Source organism: Bradyrhizobium sp. 4 (assembly GCF_023100905.1).
Lineage (GTDB): Bacteria > Pseudomonadota > Alphaproteobacteria > Rhizobiales > Xanthobacteraceae > Bradyrhizobium.
In genome coordinates, this window is the sequence record NZ_CP064686.1 from 82,052 (window position 1) to 103,037 (window position 20,986).

General features: G+C 63.9%; 23 protein-coding genes. 12 read left to right on the forward strand and 11 right to left on the reverse strand.

Features of this window, described 5'->3' with window-relative positions:
* Positions 1 to 135: 135 nt before the first annotated feature.
* Genes IVB45_RS00410 through IVB45_RS00420 form a run of 3 tightly spaced genes read left to right on the forward strand, consistent with a single transcriptional unit; the run spans position 136 to position 1,686 of the window.
* On the forward strand, positions 136 to 426 hold the full coding sequence (locus IVB45_RS00410) for a YggT family protein (protein ID WP_007598721.1): 291 nt from the start codon (positions 136 to 138) through the stop codon (positions 424 to 426).
* Positions 427 to 446: 20 nt separating this feature from the next.
* Positions 447 to 791 carry a DUF167 domain-containing protein gene (locus tag IVB45_RS00415; RefSeq protein WP_027566322.1) on the forward strand — a complete coding sequence of 115 codons (345 nt, stop codon included), beginning with the start codon at positions 447 to 449 and terminating at the stop codon, positions 789 to 791.
* Between the two features lie 10 nt (positions 792 to 801).
* Complete coding sequence (locus IVB45_RS00420; protein WP_247357304.1) at positions 802 to 1,686, forward strand: bifunctional methylenetetrahydrofolate dehydrogenase/methenyltetrahydrofolate cyclohydrolase; 885 nt, start codon at positions 802 to 804, stop codon at positions 1,684 to 1,686.
* Between the two features lie 122 nt (positions 1,687 to 1,808).
* On the opposite strand, the gene ppa is transcribed toward IVB45_RS00420, so the two are convergent.
* Together ppa and IVB45_RS00430 are read right to left on the reverse strand one after the other, a co-directional pair.
* Positions 1,809 to 2,345: an inorganic diphosphatase gene (ppa, locus tag IVB45_RS00425; protein WP_027566324.1), complete on the reverse strand. Its 537-nt coding sequence runs from the start codon at positions 2,343 to 2,345 to the stop codon at positions 1,809 to 1,811.
* A gap of 177 nt (positions 2,346 to 2,522) precedes the next feature.
* Complete coding sequence (locus tag IVB45_RS00430) at positions 2,523 to 3,032, reverse strand: GNAT family N-acetyltransferase (protein WP_007598725.1); 510 nt, start codon at positions 3,030 to 3,032, stop codon at positions 2,523 to 2,525.
* Between the two features lie 262 nt (positions 3,033 to 3,294).
* Between IVB45_RS00430 and IVB45_RS00435 the strand changes: the two genes are divergently transcribed.
* From IVB45_RS00435 to IVB45_RS00450, 4 genes are read left to right on the forward strand one after another with little or no spacing between them, the layout of a single operon-like run.
* A complete protein-coding gene (locus tag IVB45_RS00435) occupies positions 3,295 to 4,194 on the forward strand; it encodes an alpha/beta fold hydrolase (RefSeq protein ID WP_247357303.1) in 900 nt (299 codons plus the stop codon).
* Positions 4,191 to 4,658, forward strand: a complete 468-nt coding sequence (locus tag IVB45_RS00440) for a DUF2269 domain-containing protein (RefSeq protein WP_027566326.1) — start codon at positions 4,191 to 4,193, stop codon at positions 4,656 to 4,658. Before IVB45_RS00435 ends, IVB45_RS00440 begins: the two co-directional genes overlap by 4 nt.
* Positions 4,659 to 4,666: 8 nt before the next feature.
* A complete protein-coding gene (locus tag IVB45_RS00445; protein WP_027566327.1) occupies positions 4,667 to 5,986 on the forward strand; it encodes an SDR family oxidoreductase in 1,320 nt (439 codons plus the stop codon).
* Positions 5,986 to 6,393: a thiol-disulfide oxidoreductase DCC family protein gene (locus IVB45_RS00450; RefSeq protein ID WP_247357302.1), complete on the forward strand. Its 408-nt coding sequence runs from the start codon at positions 5,986 to 5,988 to the stop codon at positions 6,391 to 6,393. Before IVB45_RS00445 ends, IVB45_RS00450 begins: the two co-directional genes overlap by 1 nt.
* A 91-nt stretch (positions 6,394 to 6,484) precedes the next feature.
* On the opposite strand, the gene IVB45_RS00455 is transcribed toward IVB45_RS00450, so the two are convergent.
* The 6 genes from IVB45_RS00455 to IVB45_RS00480 all read right to left on the reverse strand — a co-directional run bounded on the left by IVB45_RS00455 (position 6,485) and on the right by IVB45_RS00480 (position 13,226).
* Positions 6,485 to 7,732, reverse strand: a complete 1,248-nt coding sequence (locus tag IVB45_RS00455; RefSeq protein ID WP_247357301.1) for an NAD(P)/FAD-dependent oxidoreductase — start codon at positions 7,730 to 7,732, stop codon at positions 6,485 to 6,487.
* Positions 7,733 to 7,905: 173 nt separating this feature from the next.
* Positions 7,906 to 9,732 carry a translational GTPase TypA gene (gene typA / locus IVB45_RS00460; protein ID WP_007598731.1) on the reverse strand — a complete coding sequence of 609 codons (1,827 nt, stop codon included), beginning with the start codon at positions 9,730 to 9,732 and terminating at the stop codon, positions 7,906 to 7,908.
* A 256-nt stretch (positions 9,733 to 9,988) separates the two neighbouring features.
* Positions 9,989 to 10,258, reverse strand: a complete 270-nt coding sequence (locus IVB45_RS00465; RefSeq protein ID WP_247357300.1) for a hypothetical protein — start codon at positions 10,256 to 10,258, stop codon at positions 9,989 to 9,991.
* Positions 10,255 to 11,685 carry a radical SAM protein gene (locus IVB45_RS00470; RefSeq protein ID WP_027566330.1) on the reverse strand — a complete coding sequence of 477 codons (1,431 nt, stop codon included), beginning with the start codon at positions 11,683 to 11,685 and terminating at the stop codon, positions 10,255 to 10,257. Before IVB45_RS00470 ends, IVB45_RS00465 begins: the two co-directional genes overlap by 4 nt.
* A complete protein-coding gene (locus IVB45_RS00475) occupies positions 11,666 to 12,382 on the reverse strand; it encodes a prolipoprotein diacylglyceryl transferase family protein (RefSeq protein WP_247284970.1) in 717 nt (238 codons plus the stop codon). Before IVB45_RS00475 ends, IVB45_RS00470 begins: the two co-directional genes overlap by 20 nt.
* A gap of 79 nt (positions 12,383 to 12,461) precedes the next feature.
* Positions 12,462 to 13,226, reverse strand: a complete 765-nt coding sequence (locus IVB45_RS00480) for a Crp/Fnr family transcriptional regulator (protein WP_027566332.1) — start codon at positions 13,224 to 13,226, stop codon at positions 12,462 to 12,464.
* A 154-nt stretch (positions 13,227 to 13,380) separates the two neighbouring features.
* Here IVB45_RS00480 and IVB45_RS00485 point away from each other — a divergent pair, with 154 nt between their 5' ends.
* The gene (locus tag IVB45_RS00485; protein WP_027566333.1) at positions 13,381 to 13,782 is read left to right on the forward strand and encodes a response regulator; all 402 of its coding nucleotides are present in this window, start codon (positions 13,381 to 13,383) and stop codon (positions 13,780 to 13,782) included.
* A gap of 10 nt (positions 13,783 to 13,792) precedes the next feature.
* Here IVB45_RS00485 and IVB45_RS00490 read toward each other — a convergent pair whose 3' ends face one another.
* Together IVB45_RS00490 and IVB45_RS00495 are read right to left on the reverse strand one after the other, a co-directional pair.
* Positions 13,793 to 15,334, reverse strand: a complete 1,542-nt coding sequence (locus IVB45_RS00490) for an alkaline phosphatase D family protein (RefSeq protein ID WP_247357299.1) — start codon at positions 15,332 to 15,334, stop codon at positions 13,793 to 13,795.
* 104 nt (positions 15,335 to 15,438) lie between these two features.
* Entirely contained in the window at positions 15,439 to 16,884 is a 1,446-nt protein-coding gene (locus tag IVB45_RS00495) for a TAXI family TRAP transporter solute-binding subunit (protein ID WP_027566335.1), read from the reverse strand.
* Positions 16,885 to 17,037: 153 nt separating this feature from the next.
* Between IVB45_RS00495 and IVB45_RS00500 the strand changes: the two genes are divergently transcribed.
* Positions 17,038 to 17,340, forward strand: coding sequence for a 4a-hydroxytetrahydrobiopterin dehydratase (locus tag IVB45_RS00500; protein WP_247284967.1), 303 nt, complete (start codon positions 17,038 to 17,040; stop codon positions 17,338 to 17,340).
* 91 nt (positions 17,341 to 17,431) lie between these two features.
* Positions 17,432 to 17,821, forward strand: a complete 390-nt coding sequence (locus IVB45_RS00505; RefSeq protein ID WP_247357298.1) for a YkvA family protein — start codon at positions 17,432 to 17,434, stop codon at positions 17,819 to 17,821.
* 169 nt (positions 17,822 to 17,990) lie between these two features.
* Here IVB45_RS00505 and IVB45_RS00510 read toward each other — a convergent pair whose 3' ends face one another.
* Positions 17,991 to 18,965, reverse strand: a complete 975-nt coding sequence (locus tag IVB45_RS00510; protein WP_027566338.1) for an NADPH:quinone oxidoreductase family protein — start codon at positions 18,963 to 18,965, stop codon at positions 17,991 to 17,993.
* Between the two features lie 232 nt (positions 18,966 to 19,197).
* On the opposite strand from IVB45_RS00510, the gene IVB45_RS00515 reads away from it, so the two are divergent.
* Positions 19,198 to 20,037: an SDR family oxidoreductase gene (locus IVB45_RS00515; RefSeq protein ID WP_247357297.1), complete on the forward strand. Its 840-nt coding sequence runs from the start codon at positions 19,198 to 19,200 to the stop codon at positions 20,035 to 20,037.
* A gap of 117 nt (positions 20,038 to 20,154) precedes the next feature.
* Complete coding sequence (locus IVB45_RS00520; protein WP_247357296.1) at positions 20,155 to 20,817, forward strand: invasion associated locus B family protein; 663 nt, start codon at positions 20,155 to 20,157, stop codon at positions 20,815 to 20,817.
* Positions 20,818 to 20,986 lie beyond the last annotated feature (169 nt).

Consider the following 20,986-nt stretch of genomic DNA (forward strand, 5'->3'; position numbering starts at 1 on the left):
CCGCCAAGGTCAAGTCAAGGACGGCTGTAACCCGGTTTTAGCCATCCCGGCACCGACTTCCCTTGTTTGGGCCGGGGGGAACCGATATCTAGCAAAAGGCGTCAATCCCGACCGAAGCCAGAGTTTTTAAAAGCCATGCGTGCCGTTCTCGACATCGTCATCATCGTGCTCGACCTCTACGTCTGGCTGCTGATCGCGTCCGCGATCCTGTCCTGGCTGATCGCCTTCAACGTCGTAAATACCCGCAACCAGTTCGTGTCGGCGGTGGCGGAGTTCCTGTACCGAATCACGGAGCCGGTCCTGGCGCCGATTCGCAATTTCCTGCCCAGCCTCGGCGGCCTCGACATCTCGCCGATCATCCTGATCCTGCTCATCATGTTCATCGAGCGGGTGATCCTGTATTACATCTACCCGAACGTGATCTAAGCAGGCTGGAGCGCCCTGGATTGCCAAAGAACCTTGTCATCAAGGAACCTTGGCGTTACGGGGCCGCAGGAATCAGCATCGCGCTGCGGGTGACGCCGCGCGGCGGCCGCGACGACATCGACGGGATCGAGCAGCTCTCCGATGGCCGCAGCGTGCTCAAGGTGCGTGTGCGCGCCATCGCCGATGGCGGCGAGGCCAACAAGGCCGTTCTGGTGCTGCTGGCGAAATCGCTGGGCGTGCCCAAGGCCAGCGTCAAACTCCTGTCGGGAGCGACCTCGCGGTTGAAGCAGATCGCGGTCGACGGCGATCCGGCGCGGCTCGGAGAGGCCCTGCGCCAGCTCGCATCAGCCAAATCGACGGACTGAGGGAACTGACATGACCGCCAAGATCATCGACGGAAAAGTCATCGCCGCGGAACTTCGCGCCCGCGTCGCCGACGAGGTCGCACGCGTCAAACGCGAGCACAATCTGGTACCGGGCCTTGCGGTGGTCCTGGTCGGCAGCGACCCCGCTAGCGAGGTCTATGTCCGCTCGAAACACACCCAGACCCAGGCCGCCGGCATGGCCTCGTTCGAGCACAAGCTGCCGGCCGACGTCTCGCAAGCAGATCTCCTGGCGCTGGTCGCAAAACTCAACCGCGATCCCGCCGTGCACGGTATTCTGGTGCAATTGCCGCTGCCCAAGGGCCTCAACACCGAGGCGGTCGTCAATGCCATCGATCCCGCCAAGGACGTCGACGGGCTGCATCCGAACAATGCCGGCCGCCTCGCCGGCGGTTTCGAGGCGCTGTCGCCCTGCACGCCGCTCGGCTGCATCATTTTGACCAAGAGCGTGCATGCTTCGCTCGAAGGCATGAACGCCATCGTCATCGGCCGATCCAACCTTGTCGGCCGCCCGCTGGTGCAGCTGTTGCTGAACGAGAACGCCACGGTGACCATCGCGCATTCGCGCTCGCGCGACCTGCCCGGGCTCGTCAAGCGCGCAGACCTCGTCTACGCCGCGGTCGGAAAGTCCGAGATGGTGCGCGGCGACTGGCTGAAGCCGGGGGCGACCGTGATCGACGTCGGCATCAACCGGATCCCGAAGGACGACGGAAGGACGCGTCTCGTCGGCGACGTTGCCTATCAGGAAGCGCTCGCAGTGGCTGGCGCGATCACGCCGGTGCCTGGCGGCGTCGGTCAGATGACAGTCGCCTGCCTGCTCGTGAACACGTTGCGCGCGGCCTGCGCGATTGCAGGGCTGCCGAAACCGGCGGTGTAACGCCACTCTCGTGTCCGGGACGCAGCGCAGTGCGATGCTGAGCCGGGGCCCAGTACGGTGGCGCCATGATCCCGGCTCAGCGTCGCGTCATTTCATGCCGCGCTGCGTCCGGGACACAAGACCTACCCGTTCTTCTTCTTCTCGCGATCTATGCCTTCGAGGATCAGCTTGTGCGCATCCTCGGGGCCGCCCCAACGCAGGATCTTCACCCACTTGCCTGGCTCGAGATCCTTGTAGTGCTCGAAGAAGTGCTGGATCTGCTGGAGCGTGATGTCCGGCAGGTCGGAATACGATTTCACCTTGTCGTAGCGCTGGGTGAGCTTGGACGAGGGCACCGCCAAGATCTTCTCGTCGCCACCGGCTTCGTCTTCCATGAACAGCACGCCGACCGGGCGCACGCTCATGACCGCGCCTGGGATAATGGCGCGGGTGTTGATGATGAGGACGTCGCAGGGATCGCCGTCATCGGACAGCGTGTGCGGAATGAAGCCGTAGTTTCCGGGGTAACGCATCGGAGTGTAGAGGAAGCGGTCGACCACCAGCGTGCCGGCTTCCTTGTCCATCTCGTATTTGATCGGTTCGCCGCCCACGGGGACTTCGATGATGACGTTGATGTCGTGGGGGACGTTTTTCCCGATCGAGATCGCATCGATACGCATTCAAGGCTCCGTTGTTGCCGAGGTTAAATCGCACCCGGCAGCGATTTTGGCGCTGTCATACGCGGGCTTGGCCCGCTGATCCATCGCGTTTTTGTGAAATAATGAATCCGGCGATCACCGGCTCAAAAGGCAGCGGTATCGACGGAAGGGAAATGCTGCCGGCCGGACTTCAGCAGCTCAATTGGTCCAAGCGAAGGCAACCTTGTCGAGCGACTTCGGCCCGAAACGCTCCGAGGAGCGTGCCACCATGCGGCCGCCCAAGGCACGGTAGAACTCGGTGGCCGGATCGTTGTCCGAGAGCGCCCACACCACCATGCTCTTCAGGCCGCTCTGCATCAGGTCGCGGCGAGCCGCGGTGAACAGGCGGCGGCCGAAGCCCAGCCCCTGGAATTCGGGACGCAGATAGAGCTCGTAGACCTCGCCGTCGAAATGCAGGCTGCGGGCGCGGTTGCGGCCGTAATTGGCGTAGCCCGCGATCTTGTCGCCGAACACCAGCACGCTGACGCGGCTGCCCTTGCGGATCGCGCTGTCCCACCATTGCGGACCGCGGCGGTTGATCAGCTTTTCCAGTTCGGCGCCGGGAATGATGCCCTGATAGGCGGAGCGCCAGGCTTCGTCATGGGTGGACGCCACCGCAGTTGCATCTGCGGCTTTGGCCGGCCGGACCTCGATCAGGGTTGTGCTCATGGACGTGATCAAACCAAGTCGCCGCGCCGGCGGCAAGACCTATCCTTAATTATCGGTTAACCTGTGGACTTTCTGCATCAGTATTTGAACCATGTTGTACCGAAAAAAGACAAGACGCCGATTCGAATGGCACCGGGGTGCTCTGCGTCGGTGCAAAACTGCTTTGCGGCAACGAATGAACGGCAATGGCAACGCAGAAAGTCTGCCGATATTGATTCGTTCCTACTAGTCTAACTGTCGCTGTTCTCGCCTCCGGCCATTCATGCGGCTCCTCAACATTCTCGTGCTCCTGGCTCTGTTGGCCTTGCTGACTGCGCCGCCTGTGTGCGCTCAGGTCATTTTTGGTTCGTCCGGAGCGGAGGGCGATCCGTTTCGCCGTCAGCAATGGCACGTGCCGTCGCCGGATACCGACATCGCCGCTCATGCCTTGCTGTTTCGCCCGCCGGGTGCCGGTCCGTTCCGGCTTGCGGTGATCGCGCATGCTTCGACGCAAAATGGGTTGCGGCGCGCGCAAATGTCTCAGCCGGAATACCGCGCGCTCGCTGCGTTCCTCATCGCGCGCGGCTTCGCCGTGCTGGTGCCGGAACGGCTCGGCCATGGCGTAACAGGCGGCCGTTATGTCGAGGACCAGGGTGGCTGCGACGAGGCGGACTATGTGCGCTCGGGCCGCGCAACGGCCGACGAAATCGCGCTCGCGCTGGACTATGTGCGAAAGCAGGATTTTATCCGGAACGACGCCGCAATCGTGATCGGCCATTCCGCCGGCGGTTGGGGCGCGCTGGCGCTCGCGAATGCCGATCCGAAGGCGGTCTCCGCCATCATCGCCATTGCGCCGGGCCGCGGCGGCCATGCTAATGACGAGCCGAACCGGATCTGCGCGCCGCATACACTTCTCGCCGCGGCGGCTGAATTCGGCAAGGCCGCGCGCATCCCCATCACGTGGCTCGTTGCCGCCAACGACAGCTACTTTGCACCGGCATTTTCGCTTGCGTTGGTCGATGCGTTTCGCGGCGGCGGTGGCAAGGTCGACTTCCGCACGACGCCGGCCGTCGGTAGCGAGGGCCACTGGATGATCGAAACCGAGGCCGGCGTCAAAGCCGCGAGTGCCGAGCTTGCGCGTGGGTTGAACCTGCCCAAGCCCGTGGTGACCAAGAAGCCATGACGCTGTATTTCCTCATCAAATATCTGCACGTGCTCGGAGCTATCGTCATCCTCGGCACCGGAACCGGTATTGCCTTCTTCATGCTGATGGCACATCGCACGAACGACGTGGCGTTCATCGCGCGCACCGCTTCGGTAGTCGTGATCGCCGACGCGATCTTCACGTTGTCCGCCGTGATCCTCCAGCCGGTCACGGGCGGCCTGCTGATGATGCTCTCGGCAACGTCGGTCGCCGAGCGCTGGCTGCTCGCCTCCCTTGCGCTCTATGCAATTGCTGGCTTGTTCTGGATCCCCGTGATCTTCATGCAGATCGAGATGCGCGATCTCGCGCGGAAGGCCGCCGAGCAGCGTGGCGCGCTTCCGGAGCGCTATTTTGTTCTGTTCCGCCGCTGGTTCGCATTCGGCTTTCCCGGCTTTGGCGCCACGATGCTGATTCTCTGGCTGATGATCGCAAAACCGTTTTGAGGAGGGTCATGAGCCAGCGAACCATTCTCGTGCTCGGCGCCTCCGGCCTGATCGGCCGCTACGTCACCGACGATCTTCGCGCGCAGGGATTTCGCGTCGTCGGGGTGGCGCGCAGCCTGTCGCCCGCCCAGAAGATGAGCGCGCTGGACATCGAGCTGCCGATCCTCTCCCTCGATGCGGCGGCTCTGACGCACCTCCTCGGTGAGCACGCGGTCGATGTCGTCGTGAACTGCCTCGGTGTGCTCCAGGACGGACCCGGCAGCGACACCAACGCGGTGCATCGGGATCTCGTCGCACGATTGCTTCAGGCGATTGGCGGCAGCGGCCGTGCGATCCGGTTGGTGCACATCTCGATTCCCGGGACCGCGGGCGAGGATCGAACCGCGTTCGCAACAACGAAGCGTGAGGCCGAACGTTTGATCGCGGCTTCCGGCCTTCCCCACGCCATCCTGCGGCCCGGTTTCGTGGTCGCGCCGTCGGCCTATGGCGGCAGTGCGATGCTCCGCGCGCTTGCGGCCTTTCCGCTCGACCTGCCGGAGAAGGAGATGGCGACGCCGTTCCAGCCCGTTGCTGTCGAGGATATTTCCGCCACCATTGCCTGGCTTGCCGCGCGCGATATCGATGACGCTTCGGTGAAGGCTGTGAACTGGGACCTGATGCAGGTCGAACCGATCACAATGGCTGGCGTCATCGAGCAGTTTCGTATCGCGTTCGGCACGGCCGGCTGGTTGCGCGTCGCGATGCTGTCCTTCATGCTCGATCTCGGCGCGAAAGGCGGCGACGTCGCCAACTATCTTGGCTGGATGCCGCCGATGCGCTCCACGGCCATCGCCGAGCTGCGCCGCGGCGTGCGCGGCGATCCCTCGGCATGGATCGCCGCCACGGGCATCGTGCCGAAATCACTGGCTCAGACGGTCGGCCGCCACCCCGCCACGATCCAGGATAAGTGGTTCGCGCGGCTGTTCCTGGTCAAGACGCTGATCTTCGCAAGCCTTGTCGTGTTCTGGTGCGTCTCCGGCTGCATCGCGCTGTTCGTGTCCTATCGCGCCGCCGCCGGGATCCTGACTGCGCACAATTTTCCGTCGGCGCTGGTCGATCCCATCACCATCGGCACCAGCCTGATGGATATGAGCCTTGGCGTGCTGATTGCCGTCCGTCGCACCGCTGCGATCGGACTCGTCGGGGGCATCCTGGCTTCGCTGGGCTATATGTTTGGTGCCGCGATCCTGACGCCGGACCTCTGGATCGAGCCGCTCGGCGCACTGGTGAAGACTGGGCCGGCGATCGTGCTGATGCTTGTCGCGTTTTTGATGTTGGACAATCGCTGATGCCCAAATGGCTTGACGACGACGTGATCCTGTTCGACGGCGTCTGCATTTTTTGCTCGCGCTGGGTCCGCTTCGTCGCCGCGCGCGACACGGGGAAGAGGTTTCGCTTCACTCCGATCCAGTCCGACTATGGCGCCCGGCTCGCGCGCACGTTCGGTATCGATCCGGATGATCCCGATACCAATGCTGTGATTCATGGTGGCGAGGTGTTCATGAAGTCGGACGCTGCGCTGACGGTGCTGTCGCAGCTCCCCGGCTGGGGCTGGGTGCGCGCGTTGTTCGCCATGCCCAAGCCGCTACGGGACCCGCTCTACAACCTCGTCGCGCGCAACCGCTACCGCATTTTTGGGAAGTATGATTCGTGTTTTGTGCCTGATGCCGACTTGCGGGCGCGGGTGATCGAGTAATTCGTCTTTGCGAGCGCAGCGAAGCAATCCAGGCTGCCGCTGCGGAAAGATTCTGGATTGCTTCGCTGCGCTCGCAATGACGAGCGTGCGGTTACGGTTTGCCCAGAACGCCCAGCACCTCCCTCGCCGCCCGCTCCCCTGAATCCCTTGCCCCGTGCGCCGTCGAGAAAAAATTCGGCGATGTCGCTTCTCCTGCAAAAAACAGCCGTCCGTCCACCGGCGCCGCCAGCACGGCGCGGTCGCCGGCGTGGCCCGGCAGCGCGTGCGAGTAGGAGCCTCTCGCGAACGGGTCGTGCGCCCAGCGCGACTCGCAGAGCGGCTTCAGCTTTCGCCTGATGTCGTTGCCGAGCAAGCCTGCGATCTCCTCGATGCTTTGCGCGGCAATGGCGCCGTCGCCCGCGTCTTCCAGTTCGCGTGCAAAGCTGCCGCCGAAAAAGCCTTCGATGCAGGGCTGGCCGAACGGGCGGATATGATAGGTGCCCATGTCGGTGCGCATCGTGGCGCCGCGCAGGTTTGCTTCCTTCGGGAAGGCCTCGGCATCGTCGAGCGCCAGCGTCACCTTGTCGTCGACGCCGAGCGGCAGGCCGGCTGCGGCATCGACCTTGGCGGGGAGAGGTGGCGAGAACCGGATCGCCTCATTGGCGATAAGATTGGTCGGCACGGTGACGATCACCTTGTCCGCGGTCAGCGTGCCCTGCGATGTCTCGATGCGGATGCGCTTGTCCGAATGATCGATCAGCGTGACGTTGCAGTTCAGCGCAATCGGGCATGGCGCGCCATAGGCCGCGATCAGAGCGCCGTAGCCGCGGCGGACGCGCCAGTTGAGGTCACTGTCCTCATAGGCGTCCCAGTCCAGCGTCGACATGTCCTTCAGTTCGCAACCGTTGATGTAGGTCGAGATCGCGTCGATCATGGGATTCCAATGATTGCCGGGCTCCAGGCTCAAGCTCGCGGGGACGTCCTTGCCCTTCTGGGCGGCCTTCCACAGCCGCTCATAGAAGGCGTCCATTGCGCGCATGAAATCATCGCGCTCGGCTTTCGGAAACGCATTGCCATAGGCGCGCTCGCGCCAGGGCGGGAGGTCCTTGTTGACCTCGAAATCGAGCTGCTTTGCAACCGCGACAAAGGAGTTGTTGTCTGCCGAGTGCAGCCACCCGCAGCCGACGTCGAAGGTGACTTCGGGCGAGGCCTGCACCGTCCAGGCCCTGCCGCCGAGCCTGTTACGCGCCTCGAGCACGATCACGGAGAGGCCGGAGCCTGCCAGTGCATGCGCCGCGCCGAGGCCGGCGGCGCCCGCACCGATGATCGCGACGTCAACGGATGAGGGAAGGGAACTCATGCGCGGGCTCTAGCACGTTCGCGAAGAGTGCTGAAGCCGCCCCAAGCACAGCTGTCATCACCCGCGCAGGCGGGTGATCCAGTATTCCAGAGACATTTGTGGTCGAACCGATGAGCCGCGGCGTACTGGATGCCCCGGTCAAGCCGGGGCATGACAGAGTTGCGAGCGGTAGCTTAAGCCACCGCTTCCTTGGACTTTTCCGCGCGCTTGCGCTCGTTCGGGTCGAGGTGGCGCTTGCGCAGGCGGATCGACTTCGGCGTGATCTCGACCAGCTCGTCGTCCTCGATATAGGCCAGCGCCTTTTCGAGCGTCATGCGGATCGGCGGGGTCAGGCGCACCGCTTCATCCTTCGACGTGGTTCGGATGTTGGTGAGCTGCTTGCCCTTGAGCACGTTGATCTCGAGATCGTTGTCGCGGGTATGCTCGCCGACGATCATGCCCTTGTAGACCTTCCAGCCCGGCTCGATCATCATCGGGCCGCGATCTTCCAGCTTGAACATCGCGTAAGCCACCGCCTCGCCCTGATCGTTAGAGATCAGCACGCCGTTGCGGCGGCCCTGGATCTCGCCCTTGTACGGCGCGTAGCCGTGGAACAGGCGGTTCATGATCGCGGTGCCGCGCGTGTCGGTGAGCAGTTCGCCCTGATAGCCGATCAGGCCGCGGGTCGGCGCGTAGAACACCAGGCGCAAACGGTTGCCGCCGGACGGTTTCATCTCGATCAGCTCGGACTTGCGCTCGCTCATCTTCTGCACGACGACGCCGGAATGCTCCTCGTCGACGTCGATGACGACTTCCTCGATCGGCTCCAGGGTGGCGCCGGTGGCCTCGTCCTTCTGCAGCACGACGCGCGGACGTGACACCGAAAGCTCGAAGCCTTCGCGGCGCATGGTCTCGATCAGGATCGCGAGCTGCAATTCGCCGCGGCCCGAGACTTCCATCGCGTCCTTGTCCGAGGCTTCGACTACACGCAGCGCGACGTTGCCCTCGGACTCGCGCAACAGGCGGTCGCGGATCATGCGGCTGGTCACCTTGTCGCCTTCGGTGCCGGCGAGCGGCGAGTTGTTGACGATGAAGGACATCGACACGGTCGGCGGGTCGATCGGCTGCGCCACGAGCGGGGTATCGACCGACGGATCGCAGAAGGTGTCGGCGACGGTGCCCTTGGTCAGGCCGGCGATCGCAACGATGTCGCCTGCCTCGGCTTCGTCGAGCGGGGTGCGCTCGATGCCGCGGAAGGCGAGGATCTTGGTGATGCGGCCGGTCTCGATGGTCTTGCCGTCGGCGCCCAGCACCTTCACGGCCTGGTTCGGCTTGATCGAACCGGAAGAGATGCGGCCGGTGATGATGCGGCCGAGATAGGGGTTGGCTTCCAGAATGGTGCCGATCATGCGGAACGGGCCTTCCTCGACGGTCGGCGGCGCGACATGGCGCACGATCAGGTCGAACAGCGGCTGCATGCCGGCTTCGTGCGACCCGTCCGGGCTCTCGGCCATCCAGCCCTGCTTGGCCGACCCATAGAGGATCGGGAAGTCGAGCTGCTCCTCGCTGGCGTCGAGCGCCGCGAACAGGTCGAACACCTCGTTGATGACTTCGGTCGCCCGCGCGTCGGGACGGTCAACCTTGTTGATCACGACGATCGGCTTCAAACCGACCTTGAGCGCCTTGGAGACCACGAATTTGGTCTGCGGCAGCGGGCCTTCGGCGGCGTCGACCAGCACCAGCGCGCCGTCCACCATGTTGAGGATGCGCTCGACCTCACCGCCGAAATCGGCGTGGCCGGGGGTGTCGACGATGTTGATGCGAGTGTCCTTCCACTGCACCGAGGCCGCCTTGGCCAGGATGGTGATGCCGCGCTCGCGCTCCAGATCGTTGGAGTCCATGGCGCGCTCGGTCACCTTCTGGTTCTCGCGATAGGTGCCGGATTGCTGGAGAAGGCGGTCGACGAGCGTTGTCTTGCCGTGGTCGACGTGGGCGATGATGGCGATGTTGCGAAGGTTCATGAGTGAGCTTCTTTGCGGTCGGACAATGGGTTAAGCGCGATCTCGCCGGTCAGACCGGGACCTCTTCTCGAAACAACGCTTGAAGACTGGAAACGGGGCGCTTTCCGCCCAAAAGGGAAAGCCCGGCATATCGACCGGGCACCCTACGCGTTGCGGCGCAATATAGGCAAAAACGGCCAAAAAACAATGTGTTCTTTGGCCGTTGGTTGATTGAATTTTGTCCGGGGATTCCCGGGGGTTAGGCAAAAAGCCGGGCTCAGCCGCGCCGGCCCTTGATGGCGGCCCAGATCAGGGCGACCCCGCCCAGCCCCACGACCAGGCCCAGGAACACCAGGGGCGCGACGTCGGAATCGATCCGGCCTCTGTCGGATATGGATATTCCGCCGAACAGGAGTGCACAGGCGCCGGGCAGCAGCAGGATGATCCCGAAGATCGCCATGAGCGCGGTCAGGCAACCGCTGCGCTTGTTCGGCGGAGCAGGAGGCGGTCCCGGCGGGGCTGGCGGAGGCGTGTCGCTGATGCTCATGCCTGCAGGGCTCCTTCGGTTGACTGCGCCGCCAGTTCGGCGCGGATGCCGTCGATCTTTCCGTTCCGGTAGAACAGATTGTAGGTGTCGAACGGGATGATCGCGCCGTTCTCGGTGACGAAATGGATGCAGCTGCGCTTGACGTTGCCGACGCAGAAATTGAAGCGGTCGAGAAACTGCACGATGGTGACGCGGAATACGTTCTCGTAAGTGATGCCCTGCGGCACCTCGAAGCTCGGCAGGCAGCACAGCAATTCGCAGACGCGCTCGCTCGTGTTCAGCGGTCCCGAGGACAGCGAAAACAGGTCGATGAATTTCTCTCTCAGCGCCGGATGCTTCTCCGGGCTTATCGTATTGGGCAACAATGCGACGAGCTGCTCCTGCGGGATCAGCGAGGTCAGCGGCAGCACTTTCTCGCCGTTGCGCAGGCCGTAACCGATCGAGATGCTTTCGGGGTTGCAGGGCAGCGGGATCATGTCCTTGTCGCCGAATACGCCGGTTTCGACCACGCGCTTGCGAATCTCCGACAGCATGATGCGGTCGGTGTTCTTGTCGAAATTCTCGTTGCGGCCGGCATCCTGCACTGGCTGCAGCGTGACGCCGCGCACGCATTTCCAGGTCAGCGCGTGGCGAACGATGTCGCCGATCTCGGCATCGTTGACGCCGCGCTTGATGGTCGCGACCAGCGTGGTCGACACGCCGTAATGCTCGAGATTTTCCAGCGCCTGCTGACGAATCTTGCGCAAATCCGCGCCGCGCAGATTGATCAGCGCGTCGCGTTCGAGCGAGTCGAACTGGAGATAGACCTCGAGCCCGCGCTTGTTCTCGGCGAGCCGCGCCACGAAATCCTTTTCGCGGGCGATGCGCAGGCCGTTGGTGTTGATCATGACATGGCGGATCGGGCGGGCGCGCACGGCATCGAGGATCGCGAAGAAGTCCGGATGCAGCGTCGGCTCGCCGCCGGAGATCTGCACGAGGTCAGGCTCGCCCTCGCTCGCGACCAGCGCGTCGAGCATTCGCTCGACCTTGGCCAGCGGCGTGAAGCTGGTCCGCGCCGGCGAGGAATCGGCAAAGCACACCGGGCAGGTCAGATTGCAATGCTCGGTGATCTCGATCAGCGCCAGGCAGGAATGCTGCTCGTGGTCAGGGCACAGGCCGCAATCATAGGGGCAGCCGAATTCGGTATGCCGTTGAAAGGCGAGCGGCCGGTCGCCGGGCTTGATGAAATCCTTGCACAGGCGCCAATAGGCTGCGTCCGTCGACACAAGCGTGGACTGGACGCCATGCTCCTTGCAGCGCTTCTCGTACCAGACCTCGTTGTCGAGGATCTGGATCTTAGCGGGCACCAGCTTCAGGCAGGTCTCGCAGAGAGATTGGGTCTGGCCCCAGAAGATATAGGGGCGCGACTTACGCAACGGCGCGTTCATGCATGGGTCTCGCTTTGGGCGCCGTCGCCAGCATGACGACGGCGTAGAGCAGGATGGACAGCGACAGCAGGTGAAACAGCGTGAAGGGGCCGATCAGCGTGCCGTAGGGCTTGAGAAATTCCCACAGGAAGCGCTGTGCACCATAGTAGACGAGGACGAGGTAGAAACCATTGGTGATCACAAACGCGCTCCGGTTCAAGACCGCCAGCACGTAGAGCAGCGCGAACACCCCCATAGCGACGCTTTCGTAGAGCTGCACGGGATGCCTAAGGATGCCGTCGCCGAAATCGTGGCCCCAGGGCCATGCCGTCGGCGTGCCGTAGGTGAAATCGTCGAGGCCCGCGAAATAGCAGCCGAGCCGGCCGATCGCGATGCCGATCGCCAGCGGCAGCGCAAAACGGGCGCCCGTTCGGACGGTGATCCCTGCGGACCATTTGTAGAGCTCGATCGCCACGATGCCGCCGGCGAGCGCACCTTCCACGGAGCGCGCGATGCCGCTCTGGCCTGACAGCCACAGATTGGCGGAGCCGAACAGATAGGCGCCGAGGCCTGCACCGAACACCAAAGCGGCGAGGTAGGACCGTTCGAAGGATTGCGTCGGAAACTGCAAGCCCTGTCGCGACAGCCAGTAGAGCGCCACGGCCGCAGCCAGCCATGCTGCCACGTCGAAGAGAGTGTGAAGGAAAGCCCCGCTCATGCGGGGACATTAGCCCAGGTTCCCGCCCGGCGGGATAGTGCGGCCCCTTCTTATCCCCGAAGAGGAGCGAGGCGGGCGGCTAGCCGGCTTGCCGCTCCTCGGTCGGATAGACGCCGCGCAGCACTTCCTCGAAGTGCATCTTCACGGCCTCGTTGCACCGGCAGGCGCGCAGGCGCAGGCCCTCGCGGTTACGGACCAGAATCGATCCGCGCCGCGTGTCGAGCACACCTTCCGCCTTGAACGACTGGAGCACGCGGCTGGCATAGCTGCGGCCGACACCGAGCAGTGTCGCGAGCTGTTCATGGGTCAGCGGCACGCTGCTCTCGTCGCCGGTCCGCTCCATCGCCGCCAGCATCCATTTGGCAGTGCGCTGCTCGATCGAGTGAATGGCGTTGCAGGCGGTGGACTGGAAGATCTGCGCCAGCATGCAGTCGGCGTAGCGAGCGAAGACATGGCGCAACGAGGACGATCGCTGCTTGGCGGCCTCCAGCTTGCTGACGTGAATTCGCGCAAACGGTCCGCCGAATTTCACGCAGATCCGGGTATAGGCCGGCAGATAGCCCTCGCTGACGATACCGCCCACTGCGCCTTCGCGGCCCACCAGGATGGTCTCGACGTCACGGCCGTCCTCATTGGGAACGAGGAAAGTCGCGAGCGATGGTCCGCAGGGGAAATGGACGACCTGGACGTCGTCGCCGGGATTGTAGAGCAGCTCGCTCGCCCCGGCCGTGTCGACGGTAATGTGCGGTGCGAGCAGCGCGTAGTCGGCGTGGCTCAAGCGCCGCAGCAGATTGTTGGTCGGCCGGCTATCGATCTCGGTGGCGTTGCTGGTCCGCGCGTCCATCTTAAACTCCCATCCGCCTCCACATTAGCGAGTTCCGACGAGGTCCTGTGTGCACAAGTAGACAGACCTGACAACTGTGATGTGGTGGTTTCGTTCCGGGAACCCTTCGCGCTGGGTACAGCGTCGTGACCCGGTATACCAGTCAGAGAACCTCATGCTCCAAGTTACGATGATGGCACCCGCTGTTTCCGATGGTTCAAACTGTCCCGCCGATGTCCTCATCGTCGAGGACGATCCGATCATCGCGATCGACTTCGAGGATCGCCTGCTCGGATTTGGTGTGAAGAGCGTGCGCACGGTAGGTTCAGTCGCGCAGGCGCTGACCGCAATCGCGGCGCATGCCCCCGAATTCGCCTTGCTCGACGTGGGATTAAGTCGCGAGAACAGTTTTGCGGTCGCCGAACGGCTCGCGGCCCTGAAGATTCCCTTCGTCTTCGTCACCGGCTACGGCGCTGACGCGCGCATCCCGCCGGAATTCGCCGGCCAGCCGCGTCTGCAGAAGCCGTGTTCGAGCGACGCGCTGGAGGCAGCGCTCCAGGTCCGCGCGGCGGACTAGCGATACGGCGTCAGGCCGGCTTCGGATCGAGCGCGGTCGACCACAGCGCGACGTCGGCGCGGTCGCGCAAGGTCACCGTCATCTGGCCGGAAGCGCCGTCGATCTTGACGTGACCGAAGAACTGCATGCCGGCGGACGGCGGCAGGTTCTGGTTGTCTTTCCCCGGCGCCTTGATGAAGCGCACCTCGGGTCCAAAGGTGTTGTCGAGCGCGTTCGGTCCGAACGTGCCCGCGTGAAGCGGGCCCGACACGAACTCCCAGAACGGCTCGAAGTCCTGGAATTGGGCCTTGTTCGGATCGTAATAGTGCGCGGCGGCGTAATGCACGTCCGCCGTCAGCCATACGGTGTTGCTGACCGGCGCCATCTTGATGAAGCGCAGGATGTCGGCGATCTCGAACTCGCGGCCGCGCACCGGGCCGTCGCCCTGCGCAACGGCTTCCGATCCACCCTTTGCCGTATCTGACACGACGAGGCTGAGCGGCATGTCGGAGGCGATCACCTTCCAGGTCGCGCGCGAATTCAACAGGCCGCGCTTGAGCCAGGCGATCTGGTCGGGGCCGAGGAAATAGCTGGCCGGGTCGTAAGCGGTTTCGAGGTTGGGGCCGTTCGGGCCGCGATAGCTGCGCTCGTCGAGCACGAACACGTCGAGATGAGGACCATAGGAGATCTGGCGATAGACGCGGCCGGGCTCGACGATGCTCTCGCGCATCGGATACATCTCGTGGAAGGCACGGCCCGCGCGGGCCGCAAGCAGTGCGATGTCGCGCTCCTTGTAGGTCGCCGGCAGCTCCTTCGAAAGCGACCAGTTGTTGGTCACCTCATGGTCGTCCCACTGCACGAAGATCGGCACTTCGGCATTGAAGGCGCGAAGATTGTCGTCAGTGAAATTGTATTTGTGCGCGGCGCGGTACTCGTCCAGCGTCTCGGCGACCTTGGCCTTCTCGGGAATCGTGACGTTCTTCCAGATCTTGCCGTCGGCGAGCTTCACCTCGGACTGGATGGGACCGTCGGCATAGATGGTGTCGCCGGAGTGCAGGAAGAAATCCGGACGGTGCTTGCGCATCGCCGAGAAGGTGAACATGCCGCCGTCATCGGGGTTGATGCCCCAGCCTTGTCCTGCGACATCGCCGCCCCAGACGAAGCTGACGTCGCGGCGGTCGGCGGGCGCGGTGCGGAAGCGGCCGGTCACCGGTTCGCCCACCACCGCGGTGTGCGAAAGGTCGCGGAAGCGGACGCGATAAAAGATGTCCTGTCCGCCCGGCAGGTTTTCGATCAGCATCTTCGCGGTGAAGTCGCTTTCGGGCAGCGCTGCGATCGGCGGCAGCGCGCGAGCATCCCTGAACGACTCCGTCGTCGCCACTTCGACCAGCATCTGCGCGGGACGGTCGGCGCGCGCCCAGACCACGCCACCGTCGACGGTGACGTCGCCCGACTGCACGCCATGGGTCACGGCCGGCCGGTCGGCCGCGCGGGAGAGATGCGGCATTGCGACCGCGCCAAGCGCGCCGGCACTGGTCGTCAGGAAACGGCGACGAGAGAATTTGATGTTCATGGGACGGACTCGATATCGCGTGAGACGATCGCTCAGGCGACCGCCACGGTGAAGTCCGACGCTATATTGAGACAATGTGACGCCGCGATTACGCGCGGAAGCTTTTACGCGCTGCCGGCGGCCCTGAACTGTGCGCCGGCGCGCTGCAGGTTCTGCGGCAGGCTGAATAGCACCGCCTTGCGATCGGCGACGGCCGCGTGGAACTGGTCGAGCGCGATGTTGAAGGCGGTGAGCGCGGCTTCCTCGATCGCGCCGTGATCGAAGCAGCGCAGTGTATTGCGCAGGATGTCGTCGGCCTCGGTCTGCATCTGGTCGAGGTCTTCGGTCGTCTCGCTCTTGCGTGCCGCCGCGATCATGTCGAGCAGACGTTCACGCTGATGGTTGTTGTTGTCGCGCTCGTCCTTCTTCAAATAGCCCGCAAACCAGGCGCCGATCGAGCCCATGGCCGAGAGCGCCATCAGCGTCCACCAGATGTAATCGCTGTATCTGTCGAGGAAGGTCTTTTCCTCGCCGTCGACGAAGGCGGCCGCGCCGGGATGCACCGGGATCACCGCGTCCTTGTCGGTGTCGGGTGTTTCGATCTTCGCCGCCAGCGGGAATTCCGTCACCAGTTGCTGGCGCACGGCAAAAAGCTGGCGCGTGAACGCGGCGATGTTGGTTTCGGATACGCCTTTGCGCGCCACGATGTGGTGTGAAAAGCTGATCGTCTTGACCTCGTCGTCGGGGCGAACGGGTGAGCCGCCATAGGTGCCGGCCGGAATCTCCGAGGCTTCATAAACCGGATGGTTCTGCGCGATCGCATCCGCGGAATCGATCGCGAGGAAGACCGGCGTCCCGCCCTCCTTGGCAGTGGCGGCGATCGCGTCCGACGTGATCTTGCTGTTGACAGGGCCGGCTGCGAGATAGGCATCGGCCTTCTGGGCCTTGATCGCCTCGGCGGCTTCATTGGCGGGGAACTGTATCACCTCGACCTTGGCAGGATCGACGCCGTATTGCTGGAGGATCACCTTGAGCAGATTGACGTTGGCCTGGGTGCGGCCGATCACTCCGACCCGATGGCCGGCGAGCTGCGCGATCTTGGTGATTTTCGCGCCCTTCTTCTTGCCCTTGCCGGGCACGGACCACAGCGCCACGACGTTCTTGCGCAGGGTCGCGACCGCCTGCGCGTTCTTCGGCACGTCGACGTCGCCGCGCACGATGGCGAGATCAACCTTGCCCTCCGCGAGCGCCTCGGCGCTGGCTGTGGCGCCGTCGGTCTGGATCGGCCGTAGCCGCACAAGACTTTTGTTCTGAGTGAAAGCCTGCGTCAGCGCCTGCACGACCTTGAGGTCATCGCTGTTGGCGGGACCGACCGCGATCTTCAGCGTCACCGGCCGCATCGCGAAATAATAGCCGCCGGCAAGCGTGCCCACGATCGCAAGCACGAGTGCCAGAGACACGAGCGCCGTCTTCCGCGCCGCTGATCGCGGCGAAGGCGGGGTGGGCGCTTCGGCCAGGTCCAATCCCCCGGTCATCGATCTCCCGAACAGTCGCTTGAGGCTCAGTTTCATCTCGGCCGGCGATTTACACCCTCAAGTGTAGCAAATTTCTTGTCCGGCGGGGTTACATCTCCGTCATGGTTAGCGGATGGACGAAATCCCGTATGAACCCGGGGCGTCAGCACGGTGTTAGGGTAAAGTTCCCCTAAAAGGACGGAGGCGACGATGGCAGAACGGCTCTCGGCGGAGGCGCGCAGGCAGGCGCTGGGCGGACTACCGGGCTGGACCGTGGTTCAAGGACGCGACGCAATCGGGAAGACCTTTGTCTTCAAGGATTTCAACGAGGCGTTCGGCTTTATGGCTCGCGTCGCGCTGGTCGCCGAAAAGATGGACCATCACCCCGAATGGCGCAACGTCTACAAGACGGTGGAGGTGGTGCTGGCGACCCATGATGCCGGCGGCGTCACCGCGCTCGACATCGAGCTTGCCACGGCGATGAACGCCATCGCCAAGCTGACACCAGGCTGACGTCTTGCGAGGCGCTGCCGCCTCCCCATCTTGTGTTCAGCACGGGATGCGGCGATCTGCCACCCTTGGCTGAACGGGGAGTTTGTCGACCATGGCTGCCGAACACAGCGTTGGTTTCGAGCCGGCCGACCGGCTCGCGGAAGATCGTGAGAGCGTGCGCCGCCGCTTCTGGCGCAAGCTGAAGCGTGTCGCCGCGCAACTGCCGTTCGCGGAGGATCTGCTCGCCGCCTATTACTGCGCCTTCGACCGGCAGACGCCGCGCCATATCCAGGCGTCGCTGCTCGGGGCGATCGCCTATTTCATCCTGCCGTTTGATTTCGTTCCCGACGTGATGCCGATCCTCGGCTTCACCGATGACGCCGCCGTGCTCGCCACTGCGATCCGCATGGTTGCCAGCCACATCACGAACGAGCATCGCGAAGCCGCCCGCGCCGCGCTGAAGCGCGGGGTGGATGAGGTGGACGCGGAAGCCGCGCAGTAGCTGTTGCCGCATCCTCCACTGTCATTCCCCGCGAAGGCGGGGAATCCAGTACGCCGCGGCTTATCGATTCAACAACACTCGTGACGGAGTACTGGGTCGCCCGGTCAAGCCGGGCGACGAAAGCTGAGTGTGTGGTGACGATGTCGCGACACCCTACGCGCCGACACCCTCACGGACGCAAAATCACCTTGCCCATGGCCTGACGTCCCGCGAGCACCTTGAGCGCATCCGCCGTCTGCGCCAGCGGGAAGACGCGGTCGACATGCGAGGAGATCTTTCCTTCCGCTGTCCACTTCACGAGCTTCTCGAGATTGGCGCGGTTCTTTTCCGGGTTGAGCCGGGTCCAGGCGCCCCAGAACACGCCGCGGATATCGCAGCCCTTCAGCAGCGCGAGGTTCAGCGGCATCTTTGGGATGTCGCCGGCGGCAAATCCGATCACGAGGAAGCGGCCTTCCCAGGCAATCGAGCGTAGCGCCTGCTCGGCATACGTACCACCAACCGGATCGAAGATGATGTCGACGCCCTTGCCGCCGGTAAGCTTTCGCAAGCCTTCCTTTAAATCTTCCTTGCCGTAATTGAGCGTGAGCTCTGCGCCGTGCGCCTTGGCGAATTCGAGCTTCTCGTCCGACGAGGCGCAGGCGATCACCTTCAGGCCCATCAGCTTGCCGAGCTCGCACGCGGCAAGTCCGGTGCCGCCGGCGGCGCCGAGCACCGCGAGCGTCTCGCCCGGCTTCGGGCTCGCGCGATCTTCCAGCGCGTGCAGCGCGGTGCCGTAGATGATGATGATGCCAGCCGCGCGGTCATAATCGAGATTGTCCGGGATCTTCACGATCGATGCTGCCGGCAGCGCGATCTTTTCGCGCGCCCCGTTGTGGCCGCAGGAGGCAACGACGCGATCGCCGACCTTCAGATCGGTCACGCCGGGGCCGATGCTCTCGATCACGCCAGCCACTTCGGCGGCCGGCGAGAACGGGAACGGCGGCTTGATCTGGTACTTGCCCTGGATCATCAGGATGTCGAAGAAGTTCAGCGCCGCAGCCTTGATCGCGATCACGGCTTCGCCGGGACCGGCCACCGGATCCGGCACGTCGGCCAGAACGAGATCGTCGGGCTGGCAATATTGCGAGCAGAGGATGGCTTTCATGGCGGCACCTTCTTGAGAGCACTTGGCGTTTCGAGGCAGAATTATAGTTGGGCTGGTTCTGCCGGATTTAGGGACGGGCGACAATCCGGTTTCTTTGTCTATTAGACCGCACCGGCCTATCCTCTCGTCATTGCGAGCGCAGCGAAGCAATCCAGAATCCGTGCCGCGGAAATAGCCTGGATTGCTTCGCTTCGCTCGCAATGACGGAAGAAGAAAAAGGAGGATTCAAACCATGTTTGAAACAGGCCTGCTCAAGGACAAGCGCATCCTCGTCACGGGTGGCGGTTCGGGCCTTGGCGCCGCGATAGGACGCCGCTTCCTCGCGCTCGGCGCCGAGCTCGTGATCTGCGGCCGCAAGGTCGATCGGCTCGAGGCGGCGGCGAGCGAGATGCGCGAAGAGACCGGCGGGAAGGTCACGACGATCGCCTGTGATATCCGCGACGGCACCGCCGTCGAGAGCATGATGGAGGCCATCTGGCGCGAGGCGCCGCTCGATATCCTCGTCAACAACGCGGCTGCGACTTTCATTGCGCAGAGCGAGCATCTCTCATTCCGCGCCGCGGATGCGATCCTCGCCCCGACGCTGCATGGTGCGATGTATTGCACGCTTGCCGTCGGCAAGCGCTGGATCGACGCCAAGCATGGCGGCGTCGTGCTCTCTATCCTCTCGACCTCGACCATCACCGGCCGCGCCTTCACCGTCCCGTCGGCGATGGCGAAGTCGGCCGTGCTGGCGATGACCAAAAGTCTCGCCGTGGAATGGGGCCCGAAGGGCATCCGCACCGTCGCGATCGCGCCGGGACCATTCCCGACCGCCGGCGCCTCGGGCCAGCTCCGCCCCGAAGGTCGCGACGAAGGATGGGCCGCGCGCAACCCGATGGGACGCGCCGGCGAGCACGGCGAGCTTGCCGACCTCGCCAGCTTCCTGGTCTCCGACCGTGCCGGCTACATCAACGGCGAGATGGTGGTGATTGACGGTGGCGCGCATTTGCGCAGCTCCGGCGCGGAGGATTTGTTGCGCTGGACCGATGCGCAATGGGCGGAGCAGCGCGCCGCGCGATCCAGGGCCTAGGCGCCGCGAGCTTCGCTAACTGCCTTCCCAAATTGGACTTTCCCGGCTATCCCTGCCTCGGGGACAATGCGCGACCGGGCCATCTTCCAGTCACAATATTGAGGGAACCACTCCAGCATGTGGCGGGTGCTGATTTTAGCTTTGATGACGGGCGTGGCGGCCTGTGGGATCACCGATTCCGCGCGGGCGCAGACGGCGCAACCTGCGCCCAAGGCTGCACCGAAAGAGCCCGCGCCGAAACAGGCCGCGCCGGTGGCCAATACCACTGGAAAGACGGTTGCCAAGCCCGAGAGCAAACCGGCGGCCCCCCACGCGGCGGTTGCGGGCGGCGCCGAGCCAACCCTTATCGGTCAGTTCGGCACCTGGGGCGCCTATTCGGCTGCGCCCAACGGCAAAAAGGTCTGCTTCGCGCTGGCCAAGCCGTCGTCGTCGAAGACCAACCCGCCGAACCGGCCGCGCGATCCTGCCTATGCCTTCGTCTCCACCCGCCCGGCGGAGAAGGTCAACAACGAAGTCTCGGTCATGATCGGCTACGCGCTGAAGCCGGGCTCTGAATCCTCGGTCGAGGTCGGCGGCGCCGCGTTCGCCATGTACTCGCAGGGCGACGGGCTCTGGATCAAGAACGCGGCCGAGGAAGAGCGGATGGTCGAGGCCATGCGCAAATCCGCCGATCTCGTGGTCAAGGGCATCTCGTCCAAGGGGACCGAGACGACCGACACCTTCTCGCTGAAGGGCCTCGCCCAGGCGCTTGACCGGATATCCCAGGATTGCAGGCGTTAAGCCTGCGGTCGATAAGGTCGCAATCGGCGGTTCCGGTTGCTATATAGGGCGCGTTCCAGGTTTTCTCTCGTCATTCCGGGCCGATGCGCAACATCGAACCCGGAATCTCGCGGTTCCGGGTCCGGTCCTTCGGACCATCCCGGAAAGACGAACACAAATTCCAGGTCTA

What these genes read in the sequence shown, in the direction of transcription:
- IVB45_RS00410 (WP_007598721.1), top strand. Translation starts at nt 136, where the DNA reads ATGCGTGCCGTTCTCGACATCGTCATCATCGTGCTCGACCTCTACGTC.
- IVB45_RS00420 (WP_247357304.1), top strand. Translation starts at nt 802, where the DNA reads ATGACCGCCAAGATCATCGACGGAAAAGTCATCGCCGCGGAACTTCGC.
- ppa (WP_027566324.1), bottom strand. Translation starts at nt 2,345, where the DNA reads ATGCGTATCGATGCGATCTCGATCGGGAAAAACGTCCCCCACGACATC.
- IVB45_RS00430 (WP_007598725.1), bottom strand. Translation starts at nt 3,032, where the DNA reads ATGAGCACAACCCTGATCGAGGTCCGGCCGGCCAAAGCCGCAGATGCA.
- IVB45_RS00435 (WP_247357303.1), top strand. Translation starts at nt 3,295, where the DNA reads ATGCGGCTCCTCAACATTCTCGTGCTCCTGGCTCTGTTGGCCTTGCTG.
- IVB45_RS00440 (WP_027566326.1), top strand. Translation starts at nt 4,191, where the DNA reads ATGACGCTGTATTTCCTCATCAAATATCTGCACGTGCTCGGAGCTATC.
- IVB45_RS00445 (WP_027566327.1), top strand. Translation starts at nt 4,667, where the DNA reads ATGAGCCAGCGAACCATTCTCGTGCTCGGCGCCTCCGGCCTGATCGGC.
- IVB45_RS00450 (WP_247357302.1), top strand. Translation starts at nt 5,986, where the DNA reads ATGCCCAAATGGCTTGACGACGACGTGATCCTGTTCGACGGCGTCTGC.
- IVB45_RS00455 (WP_247357301.1), bottom strand. Translation starts at nt 7,732, where the DNA reads ATGAGTTCCCTTCCCTCATCCGTTGACGTCGCGATCATCGGTGCGGGC.
- typA (WP_007598731.1), bottom strand. Translation starts at nt 9,732, where the DNA reads ATGAACCTTCGCAACATCGCCATCATCGCCCACGTCGACCACGGCAAG.
- IVB45_RS00465 (WP_247357300.1), bottom strand. Translation starts at nt 10,258, where the DNA reads ATGAGCATCAGCGACACGCCTCCGCCAGCCCCGCCGGGACCGCCTCCT.
- IVB45_RS00470 (WP_027566330.1), bottom strand. Translation starts at nt 11,685, where the DNA reads ATGAACGCGCCGTTGCGTAAGTCGCGCCCCTATATCTTCTGGGGCCAG.
- IVB45_RS00475 (WP_247284970.1), bottom strand. Translation starts at nt 12,382, where the DNA reads ATGAGCGGGGCTTTCCTTCACACTCTCTTCGACGTGGCAGCATGGCTG.
- IVB45_RS00480 (WP_027566332.1), bottom strand. Translation starts at nt 13,226, where the DNA reads ATGGACGCGCGGACCAGCAACGCCACCGAGATCGATAGCCGGCCGACC.
- IVB45_RS00485 (WP_027566333.1), top strand. Translation starts at nt 13,381, where the DNA reads ATGCTCCAAGTTACGATGATGGCACCCGCTGTTTCCGATGGTTCAAAC.
- IVB45_RS00490 (WP_247357299.1), bottom strand. Translation starts at nt 15,334, where the DNA reads ATGAACATCAAATTCTCTCGTCGCCGTTTCCTGACGACCAGTGCCGGC.
- IVB45_RS00495 (WP_027566335.1), bottom strand. Translation starts at nt 16,884, where the DNA reads ATGAAACTGAGCCTCAAGCGACTGTTCGGGAGATCGATGACCGGGGGA.
- IVB45_RS00500 (WP_247284967.1), top strand. Translation starts at nt 17,038, where the DNA reads ATGGCAGAACGGCTCTCGGCGGAGGCGCGCAGGCAGGCGCTGGGCGGA.
- IVB45_RS00505 (WP_247357298.1), top strand. Translation starts at nt 17,432, where the DNA reads ATGGCTGCCGAACACAGCGTTGGTTTCGAGCCGGCCGACCGGCTCGCG.
- IVB45_RS00510 (WP_027566338.1), bottom strand. Translation starts at nt 18,965, where the DNA reads ATGAAAGCCATCCTCTGCTCGCAATATTGCCAGCCCGACGATCTCGTT.
- IVB45_RS00515 (WP_247357297.1), top strand. Translation starts at nt 19,198, where the DNA reads ATGTTTGAAACAGGCCTGCTCAAGGACAAGCGCATCCTCGTCACGGGT.
- IVB45_RS00520 (WP_247357296.1), top strand. Translation starts at nt 20,155, where the DNA reads ATGTGGCGGGTGCTGATTTTAGCTTTGATGACGGGCGTGGCGGCCTGT.